This window comes from Pseudomonas sp. RIT409, from assembly GCF_003052515.2.
Classification (GTDB): Bacteria; Pseudomonadota; Gammaproteobacteria; order Pseudomonadales; family Pseudomonadaceae; genus Aquipseudomonas.
Window position 1 is genome coordinate 343,754 of the sequence record NZ_QARE02000001.1, and the last position, 24,299, is coordinate 368,052.

19 protein-coding genes and 1 pseudogene are annotated in these 24,299 nt (G+C 59.4%); 12 read left to right on the top strand and 8 right to left on the bottom strand.

The features are described 5' to 3' along the window. Positions 1-61: 61 nt before the first annotated feature. Entirely contained in the window at positions 62-2,191 is a 2,130-nt protein-coding gene (locus tag DBP26_RS01515) for a hybrid sensor histidine kinase/response regulator (protein ID WP_108235841.1), read from the top strand. On the opposite strand, the gene DBP26_RS01520 is transcribed toward DBP26_RS01515, so the two are convergent. From DBP26_RS01520 to DBP26_RS01530, 3 genes are all read right to left on the bottom strand, one after another. After that, positions 2,172-2,390 (bottom strand): DUF1289 domain-containing protein, encoded by a 219-nt coding sequence (locus DBP26_RS01520; protein ID WP_108235842.1) that lies wholly within the window; start codon positions 2,388-2,390, stop codon positions 2,172-2,174. The genes DBP26_RS01515 and DBP26_RS01520 overlap by 20 nt on opposite strands. Further along, on the bottom strand, positions 2,390-2,914 hold the full coding sequence (locus tag DBP26_RS01525; protein WP_108235843.1) for a gamma carbonic anhydrase family protein: 525 nt from the start codon (positions 2,912-2,914) through the stop codon (positions 2,390-2,392). The genes DBP26_RS01520 and DBP26_RS01525 overlap by 1 nt, the downstream gene beginning before the upstream one ends. A 68-nt stretch (positions 2,915-2,982) precedes the next feature. Further along, complete coding sequence (locus DBP26_RS01530; RefSeq protein WP_108235844.1) at positions 2,983-3,594, bottom strand: CoA pyrophosphatase; 612 nt, start codon at positions 3,592-3,594, stop codon at positions 2,983-2,985. Positions 3,595-3,740: 146 nt separating this feature from the next. On the opposite strand from DBP26_RS01530, the gene DBP26_RS01535 reads away from it, so the two are divergent. From DBP26_RS01535 to nagE, 7 genes are all read left to right on the top strand, one after another. After that, positions 3,741-4,292 carry an NUDIX hydrolase gene (locus tag DBP26_RS01535; RefSeq protein ID WP_108235845.1) on the top strand — a complete coding sequence of 184 codons (552 nt, stop codon included), beginning with the start codon at positions 3,741-3,743 and terminating at the stop codon, positions 4,290-4,292. A gap of 52 nt (positions 4,293-4,344) precedes the next feature. After that, positions 4,345-4,908: a L,D-transpeptidase family protein gene (locus tag DBP26_RS01540; RefSeq protein ID WP_108235846.1), complete on the top strand. Its 564-nt coding sequence runs from the start codon at positions 4,345-4,347 to the stop codon at positions 4,906-4,908. Between the two features lie 307 nt (positions 4,909-5,215). Next, complete coding sequence (locus tag DBP26_RS01545; protein WP_108235847.1) at positions 5,216-5,947, top strand: GntR family transcriptional regulator; 732 nt, start codon at positions 5,216-5,218, stop codon at positions 5,945-5,947. A gap of 16 nt (positions 5,948-5,963) precedes the next feature. Further along, entirely contained in the window at positions 5,964-7,070 is a 1,107-nt protein-coding gene (gene nagA, locus DBP26_RS01550; RefSeq protein WP_108235848.1) for an N-acetylglucosamine-6-phosphate deacetylase, read from the top strand. Continuing rightward, a complete protein-coding gene (locus DBP26_RS01555; protein WP_256600549.1) occupies positions 7,063-8,073 on the top strand; it encodes an SIS domain-containing protein in 1,011 nt (336 codons plus the stop codon). Before nagA ends, DBP26_RS01555 begins: the two co-directional genes overlap by 8 nt. 39 nt (positions 8,074-8,112) lie before the next feature. Further along, positions 8,113-10,644 (top strand): phosphoenolpyruvate--protein phosphotransferase, encoded by a 2,532-nt coding sequence (gene ptsP, locus DBP26_RS01560; protein WP_108235850.1) that lies wholly within the window; start codon positions 8,113-8,115, stop codon positions 10,642-10,644. A 32-nt stretch (positions 10,645-10,676) separates the two neighbouring features. Beyond that, the gene (gene nagE, locus DBP26_RS01565; RefSeq protein WP_108235851.1) at positions 10,677-12,362 is read left to right on the top strand and encodes an N-acetylglucosamine-specific PTS transporter subunit IIBC; all 1,686 of its coding nucleotides are present in this window, start codon (positions 10,677-10,679) and stop codon (positions 12,360-12,362) included. Positions 12,363-12,521: 159 nt separating this feature from the next. Here the strand turns inward: nagE and DBP26_RS01570 are convergent, their stop codons facing one another. Together DBP26_RS01570 and purL are read right to left on the bottom strand one after the other, a co-directional pair. Next, a complete protein-coding gene (locus DBP26_RS01570; protein WP_108235852.1) occupies positions 12,522-12,833 on the bottom strand; it encodes a YqfO family protein in 312 nt (103 codons plus the stop codon). 6 nt (positions 12,834-12,839) lie between these two features. Continuing rightward, the gene (gene purL, locus DBP26_RS01575; RefSeq protein ID WP_108235853.1) at positions 12,840-16,739 is read right to left on the bottom strand and encodes a phosphoribosylformylglycinamidine synthase; all 3,900 of its coding nucleotides are present in this window, start codon (positions 16,737-16,739) and stop codon (positions 12,840-12,842) included. Positions 16,740-16,954: 215 nt separating this feature from the next. Here purL and mltF point away from each other — a divergent pair, with 215 nt between their 5' ends. Continuing rightward, a complete protein-coding gene (gene mltF, locus DBP26_RS01580) occupies positions 16,955-18,415 on the top strand; it encodes a membrane-bound lytic murein transglycosylase MltF (RefSeq protein ID WP_108235854.1) in 1,461 nt (486 codons plus the stop codon). 74 nt (positions 18,416-18,489) lie between these two features. Here the strand turns inward: mltF and tadA are convergent, their stop codons facing one another. Next, positions 18,490-18,972 (bottom strand): tRNA adenosine(34) deaminase TadA, encoded by a 483-nt coding sequence (tadA, locus tag DBP26_RS01585; RefSeq protein ID WP_108235855.1) that lies wholly within the window; start codon positions 18,970-18,972, stop codon positions 18,490-18,492. Beyond that, the gene (locus tag DBP26_RS01590; RefSeq protein ID WP_108235856.1) at positions 18,972-20,345 is read right to left on the bottom strand and encodes a multicopper oxidase family protein; all 1,374 of its coding nucleotides are present in this window, start codon (positions 20,343-20,345) and stop codon (positions 18,972-18,974) included. Before DBP26_RS01590 ends, tadA begins: the two co-directional genes overlap by 1 nt. A gap of 192 nt (positions 20,346-20,537) precedes the next feature. Between DBP26_RS01590 and DBP26_RS01595 the strand changes: the two are divergent. Together DBP26_RS01595 and DBP26_RS01600 are read left to right on the top strand one after the other, a co-directional pair. Continuing rightward, positions 20,538-20,861: pseudogene (locus tag DBP26_RS01595) on the top strand (DUF6861 domain-containing protein); the annotation flags it as partial. 449 nt (positions 20,862-21,310) lie between these two features. Further along, on the top strand, positions 21,311-21,658 hold the full coding sequence (locus DBP26_RS01600) for a hypothetical protein (RefSeq protein ID WP_108235857.1): 348 nt from the start codon (positions 21,311-21,313) through the stop codon (positions 21,656-21,658). Positions 21,659-22,323: 665 nt separating this feature from the next. Here DBP26_RS01600 and DBP26_RS01605 read toward each other — a convergent pair. Then, positions 22,324-22,506, bottom strand: a complete 183-nt coding sequence (locus DBP26_RS01605; RefSeq protein WP_108235858.1) for a hypothetical protein — start codon at positions 22,504-22,506, stop codon at positions 22,324-22,326. Positions 22,507-22,771: 265 nt separating this feature from the next. Here DBP26_RS01605 and DBP26_RS01610 point away from each other — a divergent pair, with 265 nt between their 5' ends. Beyond that, complete coding sequence (locus DBP26_RS01610) at positions 22,772-24,145, top strand: Fic family protein (protein ID WP_108235859.1); 1,374 nt, start codon at positions 22,772-22,774, stop codon at positions 24,143-24,145. Positions 24,146-24,299: the final 154 nt, after the last annotated feature.

Here is a 24,299-nt window from a genome sequence, read left to right on the forward strand (position 1 = left end):
CCCTCAAATGGATAGCACGGGTGACGATCTTTCTGGTCTGGCTTCGTATTGGGCCATTTGAATGGAGCTTTCGCTGTTGACTCGATATCCCGGTTTTCCCGCAGGTGACAGTGCGGCCGCTCGTACCCTTTCCGGAATCGACTGGACGACCACTGCGCTCGGCCCCATGGATCAGTGGCCAGCGGGCCTGAAGATTCATTTGAATCTGATCTTCAACTCTCCCGAGTCGATGTACGTCCTCTGGGGGCCGGACTTATTGTTTTTCCATAACGATGCCTACGCGCCCGTGCTAGGTCCTCGGCTGAAAAACGCCATGGGCGCTCGGATGAAAGAGCTGTGGTCGGACGTTTGGGATCAGGTTGAGTCCAATATCGAGGATGCGTTGCGCGGTATTCCTTATCAGTGCGAAGACTTGCCGCTGGTCATGGCTCGCTACGGAGAGATCGAGCGTACGTGGTGGTCGTTCTCCTTCTCTCCGGTCATCGACGAACACAACCGAATTGCAGGTCTGTTGTGCGTAACCAAGGAGACCACCAAGCGAGTGCTGGACCAGCGCGCATTGCGTGCCAGCGAGCAGCGACGTCTGGATTTGATTGCCGATCTGGAGCGCCAGGTGATCGAGCGTTCACACGAGCGCGGCCTGACCTGGCAGGTCAGCCCCGATCTGCTTTCAGTCATGACCGCCGAACTGCAATTCGAGACCACCAACCCGGCCTGGCGCTCGACCCTGGGCTGGTCAGACGACGAATTGTCGAGCAAGACATTGGGCAACTTGATCCACCCCCATGACACCGTGCACACCCAGAACGCGTTCGAAGCGCTGAAAGGCAATCATCCGGTCCTGAACCTGGAGAACCGTTGCCTGCACAAGGACGGCACCTACCGATGGCTGTCGTGGGTCGCCGTTCCGGAAGGCGGCAAGATGTACTGCAGCGCGCGCGATATCACCCATGAGAAACGGCAGGCCGACGCGCTGCGTCTGGCCGAAGACGCATTGAGGCAATCACAGAAAATGGAAGCGGTCGGGCAACTGACCGGAGGCCTCGCTCATGACTTCAACAACCTGTTGCTAGGGGTCAGCGGCAACCTGGAGTTGTTGAAGAACCGCGTCGCCAGAGGCCGCACCGAACAGCTGGACCGTTACATCGACTCCGCGCTGGAAGGGTCGCGCAGGGCCGCAGCGTTGACCCATCGACTGCTGGCCTATTCCCGTCGGCAAACCCTTGACCCCGAGGTGACAGACGTCGATCACTTGGTCGAGGGCATGGCCGAGCTGATACGGCGCACGGTCGGTCCTGCCATCGCTATGGACGTTCTTGCCACGCGAGGCCTCTGGACCACGCGCGTCGATGCCCACCAACTCGAAAACGCACTACTCAACCTCTGCCTGAACGCGCGCGATGCCATGCCGGACGGCGGCCAGCTGTTGATCGAGACCTGCAACGAAACCCTTGATGCCGCGGACGCGCAGGAGTTGGAGCTGCCCGAAGAGCGTTACGTGGCGCTGTCTGTCAGCGACAACGGCACCGGCATGAGCCAAGAAGTGGCCAAGCGCGCCTTCGAACCGTTTTTCACCACCAAACCCATGGGGATGGGTACAGGGCTGGGGCTGTCGATGATCTATGGGTTCGCGCGACAGTCCGGCGGCGGTGTGCGCATCGAGTCGACGCTCGGACGTGGCTCACGTGTCTGCATTTACCTGCCCGCCTACATCGGTACTGAGAAGCCTGCCGCCAAAACGCCAGCCCTGAGCCGCTCGGCCGCCGCGCCGGCCAGCGGAAAAACGGTACTGGTGGTGGACGATGAACCCTCCGTGCGCGCCTTGATGACCGAAGTTCTGATCGATCAAGGCTATCGAGTACTTGAGGCCGACACCGGGGCATCGGCGCTCGAGATCCTGCAATCCGGCCAGACCGTGGACCTGCTAGTGTCGGACGTGGGCCTCCCGGGCGGTATGAATGGTCGGCAATTGGCTGACGCTGCACGCGTCTGGCGGCCCACGCTGGATGTGCTGTTCGTGACCGGCTACGCAGAGAACGCCGCGTTGGACAAAGATGGGCTGGAAACGGGAATGCACGTGCTCATCAAGCCATTTTCTCTTCGGGCCTTCAACGACAGAGTCATCGAGTTGCTTCGAGCGCAACGTGTGCCGCCAGCAAAAGAGGCCCCGTTTAGCGACCCGGCACCGTGAACAACATCCCGCCCGCCCGTGCGCGGGCCTCGCACAGCACCAGGACGGCGCGCCGCTCGTCGTTGCTCATGCGGCCCCAGCCCGCGATCTCTGCGCCAGTGCGCTGGCAACCGACGCACAGATCGCCCTCATCCAGGGCACAGATGCTCACACAAGGGGAACGTACGGGTTTTTCGTGAATTGCGGATTCGGTGGACATCAATCTTCCTGAGGCGCCAGGTCGCGTGCATAACGCTGGGCATTGTGAACGTAATGGGCCGCGCTGGCTTCGAGCATGTTCTTCTGGGCGTCGGTGAGCTCGCGCACGACCTTCCCAGGGGAACCCATCACCAATGAACCGTCGGGGATGACTTTGCCTTCGCCGATCAGCGAATTGGCGCCGATGATGCAGTATTTTCCGATCTTCGCCCCATTGAGGATCACGGAATTGATCCCGATGAGCGTGTTGTCATCGACGGTACACCCATGAAGCATCACGTTGTGGCCGATGGTCACGTTCTTGCCGATCGTCAGCGGCGAGCCCATGTCGGTATGCATCACGGTGCCATCCTGCACATTGCTGTTCTCGCCGATATCGATCAGTTCGTTGTCGCCCCGCAGCACAGCGCCAAACCAGACGCTGGCATTGGCCTGCAGGCGAACCTTGCCGATCAGTGTGGCCGTGGGAGCGATCCAGCTTTGCGGGTGGGCTTCGACGCGGGCATCGCCCAGACGGTATTTCATCTTGTTTTCCTCATGGCTCGGCTCTCTGGCCGTGGGTCAGGCAGACATTCGTAAAGCGGCAAGGCCGGTCAGGACTTCAGCGTCAGGATGGCCGAGCGCTGCGGTGGCCGATGCAGATCAATATTGCTGTCGTAGAGCACGTTCACGAGCTCGACGATCATGATGGCCGTCAGGCCCCATATCTTGTATTCGTCGAACCGATAACTCGGCACGTACCAACTGCGGCCCTGATAATCGATGCGGTGGGTGTGCTCCCGGGCGTCCTCCCGGAAGAAAGCCAGCGGGACGCTGAAAACGGCGGCAATTTCGCCATCGTTGGGCGTGTATTCGACGAAATCGGGAATCACGCCCACAAAGGGGGTGACCTTGATGCCGTGCTTGGAGATGAGGGGGCTGAGAGGACCGACGATTTCAACGAGGCCGGGCGCCAGGCCGATTTCTTCTTGGGCCTCACGCAGCGCGGTGAACACCAGATCAGGATCTTCGGGATCGCGCCGCCCGCCGGGAAAGGCAACTTCGCCACCGTGGGTCGACAGGCCGCTGGCACGCAGCGTCAACACCAGTTCAGGCTCATCGCTACGGGTGATGGGTACCAGGACCGCCGCTTCGGGGAAACGTCCGTCATTATCCAGCGTGCCCGGCGTATGACCCTTGATACGGCGAAGTAGCTCGTCCAGCATGGGAGTTCTCGATCTAATGCCTGTCCGGCATGATGCACCAAAGCTGCGATACGCCCAACCCCTCCCCGTCTACCGGAACTCGGGCCTTGCCCCCGACCCGCGCGGCGCGCCAAGATAGCCGCTGACTTCAGGAACGCGATCCGATCATGAAATTCTGCAGCCAGTGCGGTGAACAGGTCACCCAGCGCATCCCCGAGGGCGACAGCCGCCCGCGTTACGTATGCGATCACTGCCACACCATTCATTACCAGAATCCGAATATCGTCGCCGGCGTCTTGCCGGTCTGGGAAAACAAGGTGTTGCTGTGCCGACGCGCCATCGAGCCAAGAATGGGCTACTGGACGTTGCCAGCCGGGTTCATGGAAAACGGCGAAAGCGTCGAACAGGCGGCCCGCCGCGAGACTGTCGAAGAGGCCTGTGCGGTGCTCGAAGACCTGCATTTGTATGCCATGATCGATGTGCCGCACATCAGCCAGGTGCACATCTTCTACCGCGCCAACATGGTCAGCGCCGACTACGCAGCCGGGGTAGAAAGCCTTGAGGTCAGGTTGTTCGACGAGGGGGAGATTCCGTGGTCCGAGCTGGCTTTCCAGACGGTCAGGCGTACCCTAGAATGCTTCTTCAACGACCGGCGGCATCAAGAATTCCCGGTGCGAACCGATTGCCTGTCTGTCACCCCTCCTCTCAAAACACTATGACCAGATGATGACGCGCGTTCGTCGATGCGCGAGCTTCAGGGATACCGTTGAAATGCGTTTGTTGCTTGCCGCTCTGTGCCTGTCGTTCGTTCCGCTTTCCCAGGCCGCGTTCACTCAGACCATCGTGCCCAAGGGCAGCGAGCAGAAATTCGTCGATGGCAAGGTGGTGGACACGCAGGACATTGCGCACCGTACCATCGACAAAGTGCTGGTCCTCAAATCCGCTCATCAACTGCAACTGATGAGCAAGGGCGAGGCGCTGAAAACTTACCGCATTTCCCTGGGTAAATCCCCCAAAGGCCCCAAGCTGCAGGAAGGCGACCAACGCACCCCGGAAGGTTTCTACTGGCTGGACTGGCGCAAGACCAGCGATGCCTTCAACCTGTCGATGCACATCTCCTACCCGAACATCTCCGATGCCGCCCGCGCCCGCCGCGAAGGCGTCAACCCCGGCAGCATGATCATGATCCATGGCACGCCGATCAACGAAGAATACCCGGAGTGGTATTTCCACACCCTGGACTGGACCAATGGCTGCATTGCCATGAAGAACAGCGACATCCGAGAGGTGTGGGACTTGGTCAAGGACGGCACGATGATCGAGATACGGCCCTGAGCCACCTGCCAGAGGATCGGCCTTGTCGCAGCGCCGAGGCCACCCGCGCCCTACCCTGAGCCCGACGCGAAGGGGCCCGCCGTTTAACGACAGTCAATAAGCCCGCCGTTTCCAGCCGACCGTATCGGTTTCTCCCCTCGACTTCCCCCTTGCGCCATGGTGAATTGCGCAGCGCCCCCGAACGTCACCACTTTGTGACCAAAAGATCTGCTTTGCCCCTACCCACCGGTTGACGTGGTATTCAAGTGGTATTACTTTCGATGGCATCTCCATAAAAACTTTCCCTCTGAAGTGGGGCCCGTTTTACATGCAATCGATCCTTGCCCTGCGCCCCGACGACAGCCAGCCCACGCCGCTCTACCTGCAGTTGGCGCGTAATCTGGAGGCGGCCATTCACGCGGGACAGTGGAAAGCCGAACAGGCGCTGCCGTCGGAACGCAGCCTGAGCGAGACGCTGAACATTTCCCGAGTCACCGCCCGTAAAGCATTGGAAATTCTGCTGGCCCAGGGCCTAGTGCGTCGCAGCCAGGGGTCAGGCACCTTCATCACGCCGCGCCTCGAGCAACCACTTTCCCGCCTCTCCAGCTTCAGCGAAATGCTCCGTTCGAAAGGCTTCAATCCCAGCTCTCAGTGGCTGGAGCGCGGCATCGTGCTGCCGACCCATGAGGAACTGATCCGACTCAGCCTGTCGCCGACGCAGAATGTCGCCCGGCTCAAACGCCTGCGCAAAGCCGACGGCATCGTCATGGCGGTAGAGCTGAGCACGTTGCCCGCCACGTTGCTGCCGGACCCCAACGCCATCGGCGATTCGCTGTACGCGCACCTGGATGCCATCGGTCGCCCCGTTGTGCGCGCGCTGCAGCACATCCGTGCCATCAACGCTTCAGCGGAGATGGCCGCGCTGGTGGGCATCGAAACCGGCACCGCGATGCTGCTGATGACTCGGATCGGTTACCTCGCCGACAACACCCCCATTGAACTCACCGACACGTATTGCCGCGACGACTACTACGATTTCGTCGCTGAGCTGCGTCGGTAAACCAGGCGGAGCACACATGCCCGATTTCAACATCCTGACCCCCGACGGCTGGATCTGCGGCCAGTTGCAGCATCGCGGCGGGCGGGTGACCGGCATTCAAGGCGAGTCTTGCGATCCTCTGGACAACAGCCTGCCCTACCTGCTGCCCGGCTTCATTGACCTGCATGTTCACGGCGGAGGTGGCCGAGACATCATGCAAGGCGTCGAAGGTTTCGCCACCATCGCGCGCACCCACCTGCGTTTCGGCACGACGTCGATGCTGGCGACCACCATGACGGCCCCTGCCGCCGAAATCAGCCAGATCCTCGAACAACTGGGCGGATACTGCCAGCAGCGGGCGCCGGGCACCGCCCGCGTGCTGGGGGTGCATCTGGAAGGCCCCTACATCAACCCTGGAAAGCTCGGTGCTCAACCCAACCATGCACATGCCGCGTTGTTGGACGAGGTCGAGGATTACCTGCGCCTGGCACCGATCAAAGTCATCACGATCGCCCCGGAGATTTCCGGCCATGTCGACCTGATCAAGACGCTCTCGTCCAGCGGCGTCCGGCTGCAGATCGGCCACACGCTGGGCAGTTACGAGGAAGGCGTCAACGCCCTCGACGCGGGGGCGACCAGTTTTACCCACCTCTATAACGCCATGAGTCCGCTGCATCATCGCGAGCCCGGTATCGTCGGCGCGGCGCTGGCTCACGCGCGTTATGCCGAGTTGATTCCGGACCTGCTGCATGTGCATCCCGGCGCCATCCGCGTGGCCCTGCGGTCGATTCCCTGCCTGTATTGCGTCACCGACTCGACTGCCGCCACGGGCATGCCGGATGGCGAATACAAACTGGGCAGCCACACCGTCACCAAGTGTCTGGGCGGGGTGCGCCTCCCGGACGGAACGCTGGCGGGGAGCACCCTGACCATGGATCAGGCGCTGCGCAATCTGGTGAACATCGGCCTGCCTCTGGCAGAGGCCTCTCGGCGGTTGTCGCAATTTCCGGCCGATTACCTGGGCATCCAGGACCGCGGCCGCCTGGAGGCCGGCGCGTGGGCCGACGCCGTCTACCTGAGCCGCGATCTCAACGTCACTGCCGTCATGGTCGAAGGAGAGACCCTTGAACTCGAAAATGCTTGAGGAGGCACTTGCCTCCGCGGACGTCGTCCGACGTCAACTGGAGGTGCTCGAACCGCGCGTGATCGCGCTGGCGGAGCGCCTGCGCCAGGCCAGTCCGCGTGTCGTTCTGTCGGTAGCGAGGGGCAGTTCCGATCATGCCGCCAGTTATTTCGCGTACCTGGCCATGCAGCTCACAGGCGTGCCGGTTGCATCGCTGCCCATGTCGGTGGTGACCCTGCATGACGCGCCCATGCACGTCGACAACCAACCGGCCATTGGCTTCTCGCAGTCCGGTCAAAGTCCCGATCTGGTGGACAGCCTGCGCACGCTGCGCGCCCGCCGGGCTTTGAGCATCGCAATGGTCAATGCCGAAGGCTCGCCACTGGAGCAGGCCTGTGAGTATGTGTTGCCTCTGTGTGCAGGGCCTGAATTGAGCGTGGCCGCGACCAAAAGCTTCATCGCCACCCTCGCCGCCAGCGCTCGGCTCGTCGCCCACTGGACCCAGGACCGCACGTTACTTCACGCTGGCGAGAGCTTGCCCGAACGCCTGCACGACGCCGCCGGCCAGGACTGGTCATCGGCAATCGACGCGCTGCGAGGGTGTCAGCAGCTGATGGTCATCGGCCGCGGAACCGGTTTCGCCATCGCTCAGGAGGCCGCGCTCAAATTCAAGGAGACCTCGGGCATTCAAGCCGAAGCGTTCAGCAGCGCCGAGGTTCGGCACGGCCCTATGGCGCTGGTGGATGAACAGTACCCGCTGCTGATTTTCGCCCCACGCGGCGCCGAGCAAGCCAGCCTGCTGACGCTCGCCGCCGATATGCGCGAGCGCGGCGCCAAGGTCATCCTGGCCGCGCCCGAAGGCGTCGAAGGTCGCAACCTGACACTGAGCTGCGCGGATCACCCCGCCCTCGACCCGATTCTCGCCATCCAGAGTTTCTACGTCATGGCCGCGGGGCTCGCAGAAGCCCGAGGCCTGAACCCCGACCAGCCAAGGCATTTGAGCAAAGTCACCAAAACCCGTTGATTCCGCGCCGTCTCGATCGACGCCAGCAAGGACGATGTCATGCATAAGAATAAACAGATGACGTTCAGCGCCCCTTTCAGCGGGGCAGTAGTGAGTCTCGCGCACATTCCCGACCCGGTGTTTGCGGAAGGCAGCATGGGCGACGGCTTGGCCATCGACCCGCTGGATGACGTGCTACACGCGCCTTTCGACGGTGTGGTGATCAACGTCGCCCGCACGCGCCATGCGGTCAACCTGCGCGCCGACAACGGCAGTGAATGGCTGCTGCATGTGGGCATCGACACCGTCGGGCTCAACGGCGAGGGTTTTCAGGCGCTGGTCGAAGACGGCCAACGCGTCCGGCAAGGTCAGGCGTTGCTGCGCTTCGATTTGGACCGCGTCGCCCGCGCGAGCCGCAGCCTGATCAGCCCGATGATCCTGCTCAACGGCGACCGATTCGAGATCGCGCCAATCAAGAACGGTACCTCGATCAACGTCGGCGAAACGTTGATGGACATCATGACCTTGGCCCATGAGGCGCCAAATGCTGAGGAATCTCGTCATCAGGCCAAATCGGCCCAAGGGCGAGTTCGAGTAACGCACCGTGGCGGGCTCCATGCTCGGCCCGCTGCGCGGGTGCGCGAGACCGCGCGACGCTTCAACAGCCAGAGCGAATTGCATTTCGCCGGAGCCAAGGCGTCCACCGACAGTGTCACCGGGCTGATGGGGCTAGGGATTGCCGAACAGGATGAAGTGGAAGTCGTGTGCCGGGGCGATGACTGCCAGTTCGCTTTACAGGCATTGATGCAAGCGCTGTCGGCCACCTCATTGGAGGACGAGTCCCACGCGCCTGCTACTGCGATGGCGCCGCCCATCCGGCTGCCCGCCGAGCCGGGCGTCATCACGGGCGTCTGCGCGTCCCCTGGCCTGGCCAATGGCACGCTGTTCTTGCTCGATACGATCGAGCTGGGCGTAGACACCGCCGACCATCGTCCAGAGGAGCAACGCCAGCGGCTCGCCGATGCACTCGCGCAGGTCCGGATCGACATCAGTGGGTCCTTGGACCGCGACCCGCCTGAGCAGCGTGCAATCTTCACCACGCACTTGGCCATGCTCGAGGACCCTGCACTGCTCGACGCGGCCCACGACGCCATCGATGGGCGGCAAAGCGCTGCGCACGCCTGGAGCCAAGCCGTGCTGACGCAGTGCACCGCGCTGGAGAGGCTCGACAACCCGTTGCTCGCCGAACGCGCCAATGACCTGAGAGACTTGCGACAGCGTGTCCTGCACGCGTTGCTTGGCGATACGCGCGACATGGACATTCCGCCTGGCGCCATCGTCGTGACCCGTGAGCTGACGCCATCGGACCTGCTGATGCTGGTGCGACGGGGGATCGGCGGGGTCTGCATGGCCGAGGGCGGTGCGACGTCCCACGTCGTCATTCTTGCGCGAGGCAAGGGCCTGCCCTGCGTGGTAGCCATGGGCGCGAGCGTGCTTGAGGTCAGGGCCGGCCAGGAAGCCGTACTGGATGCCGACGGCGGTCGCCTCGAACACCAGCCGAGCGAAGCCCGCTTACGCGAGGTCCAGGCACAGCGCCTGCAACGTTTGGAACAACGCCAGCGCCAGCAGCAACATGCCCACCAGCCGGCGTTGACGCTCGACGGCGTCAGCATCGAGGTAGCGGCCAACGTGGCGTCGCTCGCCGATGCCCAAAGCGCGCAGCACAACGGCGCTGACGGCGTGGGCCTGCTGCGCACGGAGTTCCTGTTCGTCGAGCGCAGGACAGCGCCGACTGAAGACGAGCAGCGATCAGCGTACCAGTCGGTCGTGGATGCACTGCACGACAAACCGGTCATCATCCGCACCATCGACATCGGTGGCGACAAACAACTGCCGTATCTGCCCCTTCCGGCCGAAGCCAATCCGGTGCTGGGCCTGCGCGGGATCCGCCTGGGACAGGCGCGTCCGGAATTGCTCGATGAACAACTGCGCGCCCTGCTGCGGGTCACGCCATTGGCTCGTTGCCGAATCCTGTTGCCCATGATCTGCGAAGTCAGCGAATTGCTGGCGGTACGTTCACGCATCGAAGCGCTGGCAGATGAGGCAGGGGTGACCGAACGTCCCGAGGTGGGCGTGATGATCGAGGTGCCGTCCGCGGCATTGCTCGCGGACCAACTCGCTGCCCACGCCGACTTTTTGTCCCTGGGCACCAACGACCTTTCGCAATACACCCTGGCCATGGATCGCGATCATGCGGGACTCGCGGCGCGCGTCGACGCATTGCATCCGGCCTTGCTGCGCCTGATCGGGATGACCTGCTCCGCGGCCGAAGGCAAAGGACGGTGGGTTGGCGTCTGCGGCGCCCTGGCTTCCGACCCGCTCGCCACAGCGGCATTGATCGGGCTGGGTGTGCGCGAACTGTCGGTCAGCCCGCTGCACGTCGCCGAAATCAAGGCGCAGGTCCGCGAACTGGACACCCGACAGTGTGAAGCACTGGCGCAGCACCTGATGACGCTCGGCAGCGCCGAGGATGTGCGTGAGGCTTGCCGCACCTTTCAGACCCAGGTCCAGCCGCGGGCAGTCATTGCCTGACAACAAGAACAAACGCCCGAAGGAGAGACGCCGTGTACCAACACTTCATCGAAGGGTTACAGCGACTGGGACGCGCGTTGATGCTGCCCATCGCCATCCTGCCCATTGCCGGGCTGCTGCTGCGGCTGGGCGACACCGACCTGCTGAACATCGCAATCATTCATTCAGCGGGCAATGCCATTTTCAGCAATCTGGCGCTGATCTTCTCCATCGGCATCGCGGTCGGCTTCGCCCGCGACAATAACGGCACGGCGGGTCTGGCCGGGGCGATTGGCTATCTGGTGATGACCGCGACGCTCAAGGTCCTCGACCCGCACATCGACATGGGTATGCTCGCCGGCATCATCGCCGGGCTGGTCGGTGGCGCGCTGTACAACCGTTTCAAGGAGATTGCCCTGCCCGATTACCTGGCGTTTTTTGGTGGCCGGCGCTTCGTGCCGATTGTCACCGGTCTGTCGGCAGTCGCGCTGGGGCTTTTGTTCGGGCTGATCTGGCCGCCGGTTCAGCAAGGCATCAATGAACTGGGGCAATTGATGCTGGAGAGCGGAAGCATCGGAGCGTTTTTCTTTGGGGTGATGAACCGCATCCTGATCATCACCGGGCTGCACCACATTCTGAACAACCTGGTGTGGTTCGTTTTCGGGACTTTCACCGACCCCGAAACCGGGCGCGTGGTCACCGGTGATCTGGCGCGATACTTCGCAGGCGATCCCCACGCGGGCCAATTCATGACGGGTATGTTTCCGATGATGGTGTTCGGCCTGCCCGCGGCGTGCCTGGCGATGTACCGCAATGCGCTGCCGGAGCAACGCAAACTGATCGGCGGCGTCTTGCTGTCAATGGCGCTGACCTCCGCTCTGACGGGCGTCACCGAGCCCATCGAGTTCGCCTTCATGTTCCTCGCGCCGATGCTCTACGTGGTGCACGCATTGCTGACCGGCCTTTCGATGGCCCTGGCAAACCTGCTGAACATTCACCTGGGTTTCACCTTTTCCGGCGGTGCCATCGACATGGCACTGGGCTGGGGCAAATCCACCAACGGGTGGCTGATCTTCCCGCTGGGCCTGATCTACGCGCTGGTGTATTACGGGGTGTTCGATCAATGCATCAAGCGCTTCAATCTGAAAACGCCCGGTCGCGAGCAGACAGCGGGTGCCTCATCCCACGTAACGCAAAGCGACCGCGCAGACGCGTATATCCACGCCTTGGGCGGTGCGGACAATCTTTTGAGCATCGACGCCTGTACCACGCGTTTGCGCCTGCAGTTGGTGGATCGCAGCAAGGCCCAGGACAGTGAGTTGAAAAACCTCGGCGCGATGGCTGTGGTAAGGCCCGGCAATGCAGGGAGCCTGCAGGTGGTGGTGGGGCCAATGGCGGATGGGCTGGCGGATGAACTGCGTCAGGCTCTGCCGCATGCGCCGAAAGCTTCAGTTATCAATCCGCCCATTGGTCCTGCACCGGGCCAGGCAACCGACCGCAGCCAAGCAGAGCAATGGTTCAACGCACTGGGCAGCAAGGCGGTGATGGATGTCGAATGCGTCGCACTGACGCGCCTGCGCGTGCAATTAAAGGAAGGACAAACGCTAGCGGTCCATCAACTGGACGCACTGGGCGCTCAAGGGGTGAGAAACCTGGGTGATGGCGTGTGGCATGTGTTGGTAGGAAATGGTGCTCAGGGCTTGAGCGAGGCATTGCGGGGGATGATGAAGCCTCATTGACGCCAGGTGCCGTAGGAGCGCGCTTGCCCGCGACCTGGCGCAACGCGGCAGCAAAACCAGCTAACCCGGTATATCTGGCACAACGAATGCGCCTGATTTGCTGCCGCTTCGCGCCAGGTCGCGGGCAAGCGCGCTCCTACAGGAGGTTTGCGGTGTACGCTAGAAATCCGCGAGCTTCCACACTTCGTAAGCTGGTGTTTCATAGGGGTGGCTGCTTTTCAGGGCCGCCACCGCCTGCTGGATCAAATCATCGGCGACGACCAGCTCGACCTTCCACTCTTCGACTGTCTCGATCTGCCCAGCCTGCCCAATGAACGGTCGACTGCCGTCCAATGGGCGGAACTGGCCTTGACCAAGCACCTGCCATGAACAGCAGTCATACGCGCCGATTCGCCCCGCACCGGCGGCGAACAACGCGCTCTTGACCTGCTCAACATGGCTCGGTGGCACGAAGAACGCGAGCTTGTACATCCCTGATCAGTTCACCCAGACGCGCGCATTACGGAACATGCGCATCCACGCGCCGTCTTCGCTCCACTCGTCCGGACGCCACGAGTTGTTCACCGCGCGGAACACACGCTCAGGGTGCGGCATCATGATGGTGACGCGACCGTCGCGAGTGGTCAGACCCGTGATCCCGCGCGGCGAGCCGTTCGGGTTGGCCGGGTAGCTTTCGGTGACCTTGCCGTGGTTATCGACGAAACGCATGGCCACGGTGCCCGATACGTCGGTTTCAAGCAGGGCCTCAGTCGATTTGAATTCCGCATGGCCTTCGCCGTGGGCGATGGCGATCGGCATGCGTGAGCCCGCCATGCCTTGCAGGAAAATCGACGCCGACTTCTGGATCTCAACCATCGCCACGCGACCTTCGAACTGCTCGGAGCGGTTGCGCACGAAATGTGGCCAGAATTCGCTGCCCGGAATCAATTCGCTGAGGTTGGACATCATCTGGCAACCGTTGCACACACCCAGCGCGAAGCTGTCGTTGCGCTGGAAGAAGCCTTGGAACGCGTCACGCGCGCGGGCATTGAACAACGCGGACTTAGCCCAACCTTCACCGGCCCCCAGCACGTCGCCGTAAGAGAAACCGCCACACGCCACCAGCCCTTTGAATGCATCGAGGTCGACACGGCCCGCGAGGATGTCGCTCATGTGCACGTCCACCGAGGCAAAACCGGCGCGGTCGAAGGCCGCTGCCATTTCCACCTGGCCGTTGACCCCTTGCTCACGCAGGATGGCGACCTGCGGGCGCACACCCTTCTTGATGTAAGGCGCGGCGATGTCGTCGTTGACGTCATAGCCAAGTTTGACGTTCAGGCCGGGGTTGTCTTCCTCCAGCAGGGCGTCGAATTCCTGGTCGGCGCAGTCGGCGTTGTCACGCAGGCGCTGAATCTGGTAGCTGGTTTCCGCCCATTGGCGTTGCAGCAGGCGACGGTCGCCTTTGAACAACGCTTCGCCGTTCAGGCTGATGGTCACTTCGCTGTTATTGATCGGCTTGCCGACCACTGCCACACAATCTTCGCCCAGACCGGCTGCGCTGAATTGTGCGAGGACCACCGGGGTGGCGTCCTGACGCACTTGAATCACCGCACCCAGCTCTTCGTTGAAAAGAATGGCCGCGACCTTTTCACGCTTGCTGGTCAGGGTTTCGAGCTTCAGGCTCAAACCGCAGTGACCGGCGAACGCCATTTCCAGCACGGTGGTCATCAGACCGCCATCGGATCGGTCGTGGTACGCCAGCAGGTGGCCGTCGGCATTCAGGCCCTGAATCACGGCGAAGAAGGCTTTCAGGTCTTCGGCGTTGTCCACGTCCGGCGCCGCCTTGCCCAACAGACCGTGGGTCTGCGCCAGAATCGACGCGCCCATGCGGTTCTTGCCACGGCCCAGGTCGATGAGGATCAGGTCCGTCTCGCCCTTGTCCATCCGCAATTGCGGGGTCAGGGTCTTGCGCACGTCACTCACCGGCGCGAAACCGGTGACGATCAGCGACAGCGGCGACGTGACGGTTTTTTCGGTGCCTTCATCGCTCCAGCGAGTTTTCATGGACATGGAGTCCTTGCCCACCGGAATCGTGATACCCAGCTCAGGGCACAGTTCCATGCCGACCGCTTTGACGGTGTCGTACAGACGTGCGTCTTCGCCTGGGTGACCGGCTGCAGACATCCAGTTGGCCGACAATTTGATGTCGGAAAGCTTTTCAATGCGCGACGCGGCGATGTTGGTGATGGTTTCACCAATGGCCATGCGCCCGGACGCCGGAGCATCCAGCAGCGCCAGCGGCGTACGCTCACCCATCGCCATGGACTCGCCGGTGTACACGTCGAAGCTGGTGGCGGTCACAGCCACGTCAGCCACTGGCACTTGCCATGGGCCGACCATCTGGTCGCGGTTGACGAGGCCGGTGATGGTGCGGTCGCCGATGGTGATCAGGAAGCTCTTGCTGGCCACGGCCGGGTGCCGCAGAACGCGCTGCACACTTTCTTCGAGATCGAGCGTGTTCGGATCGAAATCATCGCCCAGCTCGGCTTCGCGGGTGGCGCTGCGGTGCATGCGTGGCGGTTTGCCCAGCAGCACTTCAAGCGGCATGTCCACCGGGGTGTTGTTGAAATGGCTGTCAGTAACGGTCAGATGCGGTTCTTCGGTCGCCTCACCCACAACGGCGAACGGGCAACGTTCGCGTTCGCAGATCGCCTGGAAACGCTCGAAATCAACGGCGCTGACGGCCAACACATAGCGTTCCTGGGATTCGTTGCTCCAGATCTCGTGCGGCGCCATGCCCGGTTCGTCGTTCGGCACATTGCGCAGCTCGAAGCGACCGCCACGGCCGCCGTCGTTGACCAGTTCCGGGAAAGCGTTGGAGATACCACCGGCGCCGACGTCATGAATGAAAGCGATCGGGTTTTTGTCACCCAACTGCCAGCAGCGATCGATGACTTCCTGGCAGCGGCGTTCCATCTCGGGGTTTTCACGCTGAACCGAGGCAAAATCCAGGTCCGCGGAGCTGGTGCCGGTGGCCATGGAGGAAGCGGCACCGCCGCCCAGTCCGATCAGCATCGCCGGACCGCCCAGCACGATCAGTTTGGCGCCCACGGTGATCTCGCCTTTCTGCACGTGCTCTTCGCGGATGTTGCCCATGCCACCGGCCAACATGATCGGCTTGTGGTAGCCACGGACTTCTTCGCCGCGCGGGGTGTTGATCGACTGCTCGAACGTGCGGAAATAGCCTGTCAGGGCCGGACGACCGAATTCGTTGTTGAACGCGGCGCCGCCCAGCGGCCCCTCGATCATGATGTCCAGCGGAGTGACGATGCGCTCGGGCTTGCCATACGGCTTCTCCCAAGGCTGCTCGAAACCCGGAATGTTCAGGTTGGAAACGGTGAAGCCGGTCAGGCCCGCCTTGGGCTTGGCGCCACGCCCGGTCGCGCCTTCGTCGCGGATTTCCCCCCCCGAGCCGGTGGACGCGCCTGGGAACGGTGCGATGGCGGTCGGGTGGTTGTGAGTCTCGACCTTCATCAGAATGTGCACCGGCTCCTGCACCGCGCCGTACTGGCGGGTTTCAGGATTCGGGAAGAAACGGCCGGCGGTGTGGCCGACGATGACCGAGGCGTTGTCCTTGTAAGCGGACAGCACACCCTCGTTGTGCATCTGATAGGTGTTCTTGATCATGCCAAAGAGGCTTTTCTCCTGGCTCTGGCCGTCGATGTCCCAACTGGCGTTGAAAATCTTGTGACGGCAGTGCTCGGAGTTCGCCTGGGCGAACATCATCAGTTCGATATCGTGAGGGTTGCGCTTGAGCCCCACGAAGGCATTGACCAGATAATCGATTTCATCTTCAGCCAGGGCCAGGCCCAGATCGACGTTGGCTTTTTCCAGCGCGGCGCGCCCACCACCCAATACGTCGACGGCCGTCAACGGCTTGGGCTGCGCATGGCTGAACAGGCCGGATGCGTCTTGCAGCGCAGAGAGCACAACCTGGGTCATGCGGTCATGCAGGGCGTCCGAAATCACCTGGGCGTCAGCGTCGCTGAACGAGCCCTCGACATAAAAGGCGATGCCACGCTCGATGCGCTGGATCTTGCTCAGGCTGCAATTACGCGCAATGTCGGTGGCCTTGCTCGACCATGGCGAGATGGTGCCGAAACGCGGCAACACCAGGAACAGACGACCACGAGGCTCCTGAACCGGCACGCTCGGGCCGTACTTGAGCAGGCGGTCGAGGACTTGTTGCTCTGCCTCATCCAGCGCGCCGGTTACTTCAGCGAAGTGAGCGAATTCAGCGTACAGGCCACTGACAGCCGGAACCTTGTCGGTCAGCTGCTCAAGTAATTTCTTGTGGCGGAAGGCGGAAAGGGCGGGAGCACCACGCAGGATCAACATCGTCGGGACAGCCTCGGGGAAGGGGGTGTGCTTTGAGGCCGTGCATTCTAGCCTAAACGTGGCCTTTGGGCACCCGAAACGAAGGCGGCGACGCGCCCGAATATCGGTGCGCGAGCGTTTACCACCCCTACGCGGAGAAAAAACTGTGTGCTTTATCAGACGCGACCTGCTCTGTCGAGATATGGCGGTCAGCGCGCTTTGCGTATACTGCACCGATGTTTTCCCCATCGGATTTCCGTCCACGCTGCGCCAGGTGGCTCATCGCAACCGGAATCTTCCTGCTGCTCGGCGCCTGTGTTGAAAAACCCAACACGCTGGAACGAGTCAAGGAGGATGGCGTCCTGCGCGTGGTCACTCGCAACAGCCCCGCAACCTACTTTCAGGATCGTAACGGTGAAACCGGTTTCGAGTACGAACTGGTCAAGCGTTTCGCCGACGATCTGGGCGTGGAGCTGAAGATCGAAACCGCCGACAACCTCGATGACCTGTTCGACCAGATGAACAAGCCGGGAGGGCCCGTATTGGCGGCCGCCGGGTTGGTCAGCACCGAAAAGCGTGCCAAACAGGTGCGGTTCTCTCATTCCTACCTGGAAGTCACACCGCAGGTCATCTACCGAAACGGCCAATCACGGCCGACCGACCCGGCCGATCTGGTCGGCAAGAAGATCCTGGTTCTCAAAGGCAGCAGCCATGCCGAACAACTGGCTGCGCTGAAGCTCAAGTACCCGGGCATCGAGTACGAGGAATCCGATCAGGTCGAGGTGGTCGATCTGCTGCGCATGGTCGACGAAGGGCAGATTGACCTCACGCTGGTGGATTCCAACGAATTGGCGATGAACCAGGTGTATTTCCCCAACGTGCGAGTGGCCTTTGATCTCGGGGATGGCCGGGATCAGCGATGGGCCGTGGCATTGGGCGATGACAACAGCCTGTTGAACGAGATCAATGGCTTCCTCGACAAGATGCAGAAGAACGGCATGCTGCAGCGGCTCAAGGACCGCTACTACGGGCACGTGGACGTACTCGGCTATGTCGGTGCCTACACCTTCGCCCAGCACTTGCAGGAACGCCTGCCCAAATACGAGAAACACTTCCAGGCGGCGGCCAAGGCCGAACAGGTCGACTGGCGCCTGCTGGCCGCCATCGGTTATCAGGAGTCACTCTGGCAACCGGGCGTCACCTCCAAGACCGGGGTGCGGGGCCTGATGATGCTGACCCAGAGCACGGCGCAGGCCATGGGCGTCTCGAACCGGCTGGACGCCAAGCAAAGCATCCAGGGCGGCGCCAAGTATTTTGCGTACGTCAAGGACCAACTTGACGACACGATCCAGGAGCCGGATCGCACCTGGCTTGCGCTGGCGTCCTACAACATTGGCACCGGCCACCTGGATGACGCGCGCAAACTGGCGGAAAATGAAGGCCTGAACCCGAACAAATGGCTGGATGTGAAAAAGATGCTGCCACGGCTTTCGCAAAAGAAGTGGTACAGCAAAACCCGCTACGGCTACGCGCGAGGCGGAGAGCCTGTCAGTTTCGTCGCCAACATCCGTCGTTACTACGACATCCTGACGTGGGTCACTCAACCCCAACTGGAAGGCAGTCAGATCGTGGAAGGCAACATGCACGTACCGGGCGTGGACAAGACCAAGCCGCCAGAAGACAAGGCCCCTCTTTAACGGCTTGTGCCCAATCTCGTTTCGCGAGGCACGCGCTCGCGGATGACCCGCCCTGTCGCAATCCGTGTTCCTGATCAGCCCTTCGCCCTTCTCATCCTGAAAAACTCACTCAAGACCGCGCCGCACTCCTCCGCCAGCACGCCGCCTTCGTACAGCACGCGATGGTTGAGAAACGGCTGGGTGAAAAACTGCCCCTGGCTCTGCACCACGCCAGCTTTAGGCTCGGTCGCGCCGAACACCACACGACCGACGCGCGAGTGCACGATCAACCCCGCGCACATGCTGCATGGCTCCAAGGTCACGTACAGTGTGCAGCCTGGCAGACGGTAGTTGCTGACGGCTTGCGCTGCCGCGCGAATAGCGACCATTTCCGCGTGGGCGCTTGGGTCGTTGCCGCTGATCGGGCAGTTGTAACCCCGGCCGATGATCACCCCATCGTGCACCACCACCGCGCCCACCGGAACTTCCCCCAGCATCGCTCCCTGAGCGGCGAGTGCCAGGGCTTCGCGCATGAAATGCTGATCGCGGCTGCGATCGATGATTGGCGGCTGCCGCATTAAGACACCTCGATAGCGGCCATGAGGCCGGTTTCCATGTGATCGACCACATGGCAGTGGAACATCCACACCCCGGGATTATCCGCCACCAGCGCAACCCGCGCGCGCTCGTTTCGTCCTAACAGGTACGTATCGGTGAAATAGGGGATGATTTCTTTGCGATTGGACGCGATCACCTTGAAGCTCATGCCGTGCAGATGAATCGGGTGCTGGTACTGAGTCATGTTCTTCAATTCGAAGATGTAGCTCTTGCCCTTCTCGAGCCGAGCGATGGGCCGGTCGGCGCACGTCTTGTCGGTGATATCCCAGGCTTGGCCATTGATCTGCCACAGGCTCGGAGGCTTGCCATTATCAACATTGACTGACACCGCCCCCGCCCATTCGAAATTGAAGTTCAGCTTCTCGGCGTTGGCCAGATCCGGTTCGGCCACCGGATTGGCCGGCAGCTCGGGCGGCCAATCACCTGGCGCATCGTGAGTGGCGACCGAGCGAAACGTGCCCAACCGCACCGGACCGTTGCGCAGCGACACCTCTTCGCCTGCTGCCGGGGCTTTGATCGCCAGACAGATGCGCATGCCTGGGCCGAGCCAGTAATCCTTCCCCAACGGGCGGGGCTTCACCGGGTTGCCGTCCAGCGCATAGATCATCGCGTCAGCATCCGGCAGGTTCAGCCGGTAAGTGACGGTGTTGTCGAGGTTGAGGATGCGCACGCGAGTGATCTGCCCCGCTGGCAACTCCACCACACCTTGAGGCACTCCGTTGATGGTCGATAGCCGCCCGGCCGTGCCCTCGCGAGCGGCCTCACGGGTAACGCTGAAATCGGTAAAGGCGCCCTGCTCATCCACATGCCAGCTTTTCAGGCTGACGGTACGCTCATGGGCAAATCCGGTGGGCTCGCGCTCTTCGACAATCAACGGCCCCACCAGCCCCCGCCCCAACTCCTCACTGCTGCTGACGTGCGGGTGATACCAATAACTGCCTGCGTCAGGCACGCGGAACCTGTAGTCGAAGTACTCACCTGGCTTGACCGGAAGCTGAGACACGTAGGGCACGCCATCCATCTCCAGCGGCAACCGGATGCCATGCCAATGAATAGTTGTTTCCACCGGCAAACGGTTGATGAATCGCACCCGCAACCATTCGCCCTGCCTCACCCGCAATTCCGTGCCCGGCGCCGAGGCACCGAACGCCCAGGCCGGGGTCTTGAAGCCCGGCACCAGTTCGACATCCAGCGGCGCAGCGATCAGTTCATAGTCGTGCCCTTCTCCCGGCCCCGCGCGGCCCAGCCAATAGCGCGCGGCACCTCCGGCGCCCAGCCCGACAACGGCAAGACCGGCCAGACCTCCGAGAATTTGTCGACGGGTGAAAGACATTGCAAACGCTACCTGTTCAAAAAGCAGGGGGGAATTCAAAGCACTGGATGAGAGGCTTTATGAAAGGCGAATACGATACACCTGCGTTTTGAGAAACTTAAGCGATGGCTGCTGCGATACACATTCAGTATTCATTCGGCTGACGCTTTGCTGAAGGTGCCCCCGAAGTGTGGCCATGGTGGCGCCACCGGCGGCGTCAAGCCAGAAGGGCTTGATCCTACCGGCGGCTCCTCAGCGCAGATCCAGGAGCGAACCGAACGCGCAGCACGACAACTGGCGCGTGGGCAGGAGCAATTGGTGTTGCTGCTGTTGACGGCCATAGTCACCTACCTCGCTCGCGGCCAGATGAAGGCCGGGGTGATGAACAGCATGGAAAGCATCGCTACGCGCAGCGCCAAACTTCAGGTGGAGATTTCCAACAGGCAGTATGCGGATTGGTTGGCGAAGAATGAGCAGAAGCTTCTGGCTCAGCCTGAGTTGAAGGTGAAGGATCCGGCACCGCTAGCAAAAGCTGACCAGGCTTTGATCGACGAAACTCAAAAGTTTAAAGAAACCGCCACAAAAAAATATGCAAGAAGAACCGATATCACTTATCGTTCCGCAGATGAAGTGAATGGGACCTTCCCTGAAGGTTGGTCTCCCCCTTACAAGCCGGGCACCAGAGTAACTGAATTCACCAATACCGTTGATGACGTGTATGTACGCGTACATGGAGAAACAAATATGGCCCGTTCATGGATGATGAAACGAGAAGCAACCACCGGTCTTACACCAACCCAAATAAAATCAAAATTTGCACTTCCAGAATTGCCAACTTATATGTCAGAAGTATCGGTACCAGCAGGCACAAGAATAAGGACGGGGGTGGTTAACCCGGTATTTGGAGGCTTAGGCAACGCGACTCAGTATGAACTCCTTCAACGACTTCCGACCTCAGCATTCACAAACACCGTAAGGCTTGGACAATGAAAAAAAATAACTTTAAAATAATCGCGGGCCAAATCTTCATTAACGAGAACCGCATCACAACTCCTCACCCTGTGAGCGAAGCACTCGAAAAAGACAACTTAGTTATAGTCCGAGTGGACCCACCTGCCGGAGTAATATTCAACAGGAATGTTTACGGCATAACGGCAAACGGAGAAATTCTTTGGCAGATACAAGCAAGCCTCCATGGCACGCAACAGGACAAACCCTACACAAATATCTTATTGAATCCAGATGGATTACTCATTGCTGAAAACTGGAATGGCGTAAGCTACTCTGTAGATATTAGAAATGGGGAAATTACAACCATAGCCTTTGACAAATAAACACCTTAGTTAGATCAGCATTTAAAACTCACTTGCAACAAGCCTGCCCCGCCGCTATTCATCGACAGGCGATGCGAGCTAAGGTGAGTTTTTTCTTGTCGACCAACTGAGCGCCCTAGAGACTCGCTTTTCTTCGCAACAGGCACAATTAAATATGAACAAGGACAGTTTATTTAGCCAGACGATGAGAAAGCCGGCGCCTTCAGGCTTGGACCAAACATTCAAGACCCACATTAATTAACGCAACCTGCCCGATGCATTGCCCCTAAGAGACAAATCAAAAATATATTAAAGACCACATAAATACGGAAGGATTCGAATGTATAGCCCCCGGGGCAAGAAACATCTTTAATCAAAGATTATTTCAAAAGAGGTCGGCATGTATTCCTAGTTAATATTTCGACCTTGTTTGATCAAGAGCACAACGTCCGTTCACGAATTTTTTGTAAAAATCCACAAGGCGGCTGAAGAAGTTTTTCATGCTGGCAACTCAATTTCTGACTGGTTATCTCCAAGCAATGAATCCTAAAACGATAAGGGCGCCTCTCGGCGCCCTTATCGTTCAAATCATTCCCACTCTATTATCAACAGACCAGTAAAAACTTTACAGAACAAGCAATACAGAAAAAGTAAAAATCCGAACACCATGAAAAATACCATACTGATCAACCCTCACTTGATGAGTCGGATGAGCCTCCTTCGGCAAGGGCAGCCGATAGCTGCCGCTCCAGTATCGCCAACTCATCTATATGACCATCACGAACCACTTCGGCCAGTAGGTCCGCAGCATAAGGCGGATCGGCCAGGAAAAGCTCTGCCATTGCCTCATCGTGATTACGGTCTTTCATCAGTTGCTCCTAGATCGCAAATGTCCTCAGCCTCCAGAAGAAGCTGCTCAGGCCAATAGAAACTACTGGCCGATAACGCCAGCCGGAGCTGGCAGAGACCGGCCAAATGCAGTCTCCCTTCTCAGCTGGCTGCACTTTCTCGTAGCTGTAGACCTGCGATTAGGCTATCCAAATCAGCCGCACAGACCAGACCATTACCACTAGCACGAAAGAAGGAAGATTGGTAGCGTAATGCCAGCAAACTATGCCAGGGAGAGGAACCACTATGGAAATCCAAGATCAAGTCACAAATGTAGAGCTTTTTTTTCCTCGAGGGATAACAGCTGACTACCTAGCGGAAGTGGACGAAAGCATTAAAGAAATCGACTCTCAACGACCGTTACAGCCTCATATCACGGAAAAGCTTCAATCAGAAATACTTTATGATCGAGTACATTCATCAGCAGTAATTGAAGGAAACAAGCTTTCACGAAGAGAGACAATTGTTGTTCTAAGCACGGGAATAATTGAAGCGGGGTCGCGAAAAGATCAGCAAGAGGTCATCAACCTGGCCGATGCCTGCATATACTTACAAGAGTGCCTCGACAATAAATCCCCACTATCAGTACAACTAATAAAAGAAATACATCAAAAAATACTTACCAACATAGACCCTAAGAATGCTGGATGTTTTAGAAGTGTTGACGTTGCGATTTCAGGAGCTAAAGTCTCCCCTCCCTCTCACTTAGACGTACCTAGTTTAATCGAATCAATTGTGAGGTTGGAGAACTCTGCCGAGGCGCACCCGATACAAATTGCGGCCTGGATTCACTGGGCTTTCGCCAGAATTCATCCCTTCGTAGATGGGAATGGCCGCGTAGCACGATTGGTTCAAGATTATGTATTATTAAAAAACAACTACGTCCCTGCTTCAGTACAGCCAGAGGATAGAGAGCGCAACTACTACGAAGCACTCGAAAGCGCAGACCTTGGCAATGGAGAGGACTTTCTTGAGATAATAGCCAAGAACGTCCTTAGAACTTCAGAGAGATACCTATCAATAATCAGAGATGAGCAATCAAAGTCCATCTGGATTGAAAAAATCGCCAAGGCAGCTTCAGAAAAAGTCAAGCAAACAGAGCACCGAAAATTTCTGATAACCCAAAAGACTTATGACTCCTTAAAGCATGAATTTGAAAGCATTTGCTCAGAATTAAATTCACAGCTTACCGACATGAGAGTAAATTTCAAAGACTATGGAAGCCTAGACTTTGAAAAGTACTTGGACTTAAAGTCTAAAGGAAGAGCCTCTAGAACTTGGTTATTTGGGCTTAACTTTAAATATGGCGAGATTGATCAGCGATTTATTTTTTGGTTTGCTTCACATTACCGGTCAGCACAGGATATTCGGGATTTCGGACAAAATGCCATCACCATACTCCTGTCAATGCAAGACAGCGCGGGAGGCTACAAGAAGCTGGAAGATTTTGAATCTGAAGATCGTATAACCCTCAGAGAGCTTTTGGTGGTGGATCGTGGATTCTTTCGTAAAAGATACAACCCAGTGAGCCGAAATTTGGAATGGGACGAAGATATCTCCCCTACTGACATAGCCCAGAATTTTATTCAAGAAGTTTTGGCAAAGGTAGGACTAATTTAAAAAACATTATTGCCAATCGATGTCCCGAGCGACTGCCGCTGGTTAAACTGGCGCTCGGGACAATGCAACTACTGCACTAGACCATAAGCTATCGTCCTTCACTGCGGACGAATTACACTGCAGATGATCGAGGATAGCTGGATTTCGCAGCCCT

What these genes read in the sequence shown, in the direction of transcription:
- DBP26_RS01540 (WP_108235846.1), top strand. Translation starts at nt 4,345, where the DNA reads ATGCGTTTGTTGCTTGCCGCTCTGTGCCTGTCGTTCGTTCCGCTTTCC.
- tadA (WP_108235855.1), bottom strand. Translation starts at nt 18,972, where the DNA reads ATGCGGCAGCCGCCAATCATCGATCGCAGCCGCGATCAGCATTTCATG.
- nagA (WP_108235848.1), top strand. Translation starts at nt 5,964, where the DNA reads ATGCCCGATTTCAACATCCTGACCCCCGACGGCTGGATCTGCGGCCAG.
- DBP26_RS01520 (WP_108235842.1), bottom strand. Translation starts at nt 2,390, where the DNA reads ATGTCCACCGAATCCGCAATTCACGAAAAACCCGTACGTTCCCCTTGT.
- ptsP (WP_108235850.1), top strand. Translation starts at nt 8,113, where the DNA reads ATGCATAAGAATAAACAGATGACGTTCAGCGCCCCTTTCAGCGGGGCA.
- purL (WP_108235853.1), bottom strand. Translation starts at nt 16,739, where the DNA reads ATGTTGATCCTGCGTGGTGCTCCCGCCCTTTCCGCCTTCCGCCACAAG.
- DBP26_RS01515 (WP_108235841.1), top strand. Translation starts at nt 62, where the DNA reads ATGGAGCTTTCGCTGTTGACTCGATATCCCGGTTTTCCCGCAGGTGAC.
- DBP26_RS01600 (WP_108235857.1), top strand. Translation starts at nt 21,311, where the DNA reads ATGAAAAAAAATAACTTTAAAATAATCGCGGGCCAAATCTTCATTAAC.
- DBP26_RS01525 (WP_108235843.1), bottom strand. Translation starts at nt 2,914, where the DNA reads ATGAAATACCGTCTGGGCGATGCCCGCGTCGAAGCCCACCCGCAAAGC.
- DBP26_RS01535 (WP_108235845.1), top strand. Translation starts at nt 3,741, where the DNA reads ATGAAATTCTGCAGCCAGTGCGGTGAACAGGTCACCCAGCGCATCCCC.
- DBP26_RS01590 (WP_108235856.1), bottom strand. Translation starts at nt 20,345, where the DNA reads ATGTCTTTCACCCGTCGACAAATTCTCGGAGGTCTGGCCGGTCTTGCC.
- mltF (WP_108235854.1), top strand. Translation starts at nt 16,955, where the DNA reads ATGTTTTCCCCATCGGATTTCCGTCCACGCTGCGCCAGGTGGCTCATC.
- DBP26_RS01545 (WP_108235847.1), top strand. Translation starts at nt 5,216, where the DNA reads ATGCAATCGATCCTTGCCCTGCGCCCCGACGACAGCCAGCCCACGCCG.
- DBP26_RS01605 (WP_108235858.1), bottom strand. Translation starts at nt 22,506, where the DNA reads ATGAAAGACCGTAATCACGATGAGGCAATGGCAGAGCTTTTCCTGGCC.
- DBP26_RS01570 (WP_108235852.1), bottom strand. Translation starts at nt 12,833, where the DNA reads ATGTACAAGCTCGCGTTCTTCGTGCCACCGAGCCATGTTGAGCAGGTC.
- DBP26_RS01530 (WP_108235844.1), bottom strand. Translation starts at nt 3,594, where the DNA reads ATGCTGGACGAGCTACTTCGCCGTATCAAGGGTCATACGCCGGGCACG.
- DBP26_RS01555 (WP_256600549.1), top strand. Translation starts at nt 7,063, where the DNA reads ATGCTTGAGGAGGCACTTGCCTCCGCGGACGTCGTCCGACGTCAACTG.
- DBP26_RS01610 (WP_108235859.1), top strand. Translation starts at nt 22,772, where the DNA reads ATGGAAATCCAAGATCAAGTCACAAATGTAGAGCTTTTTTTTCCTCGA.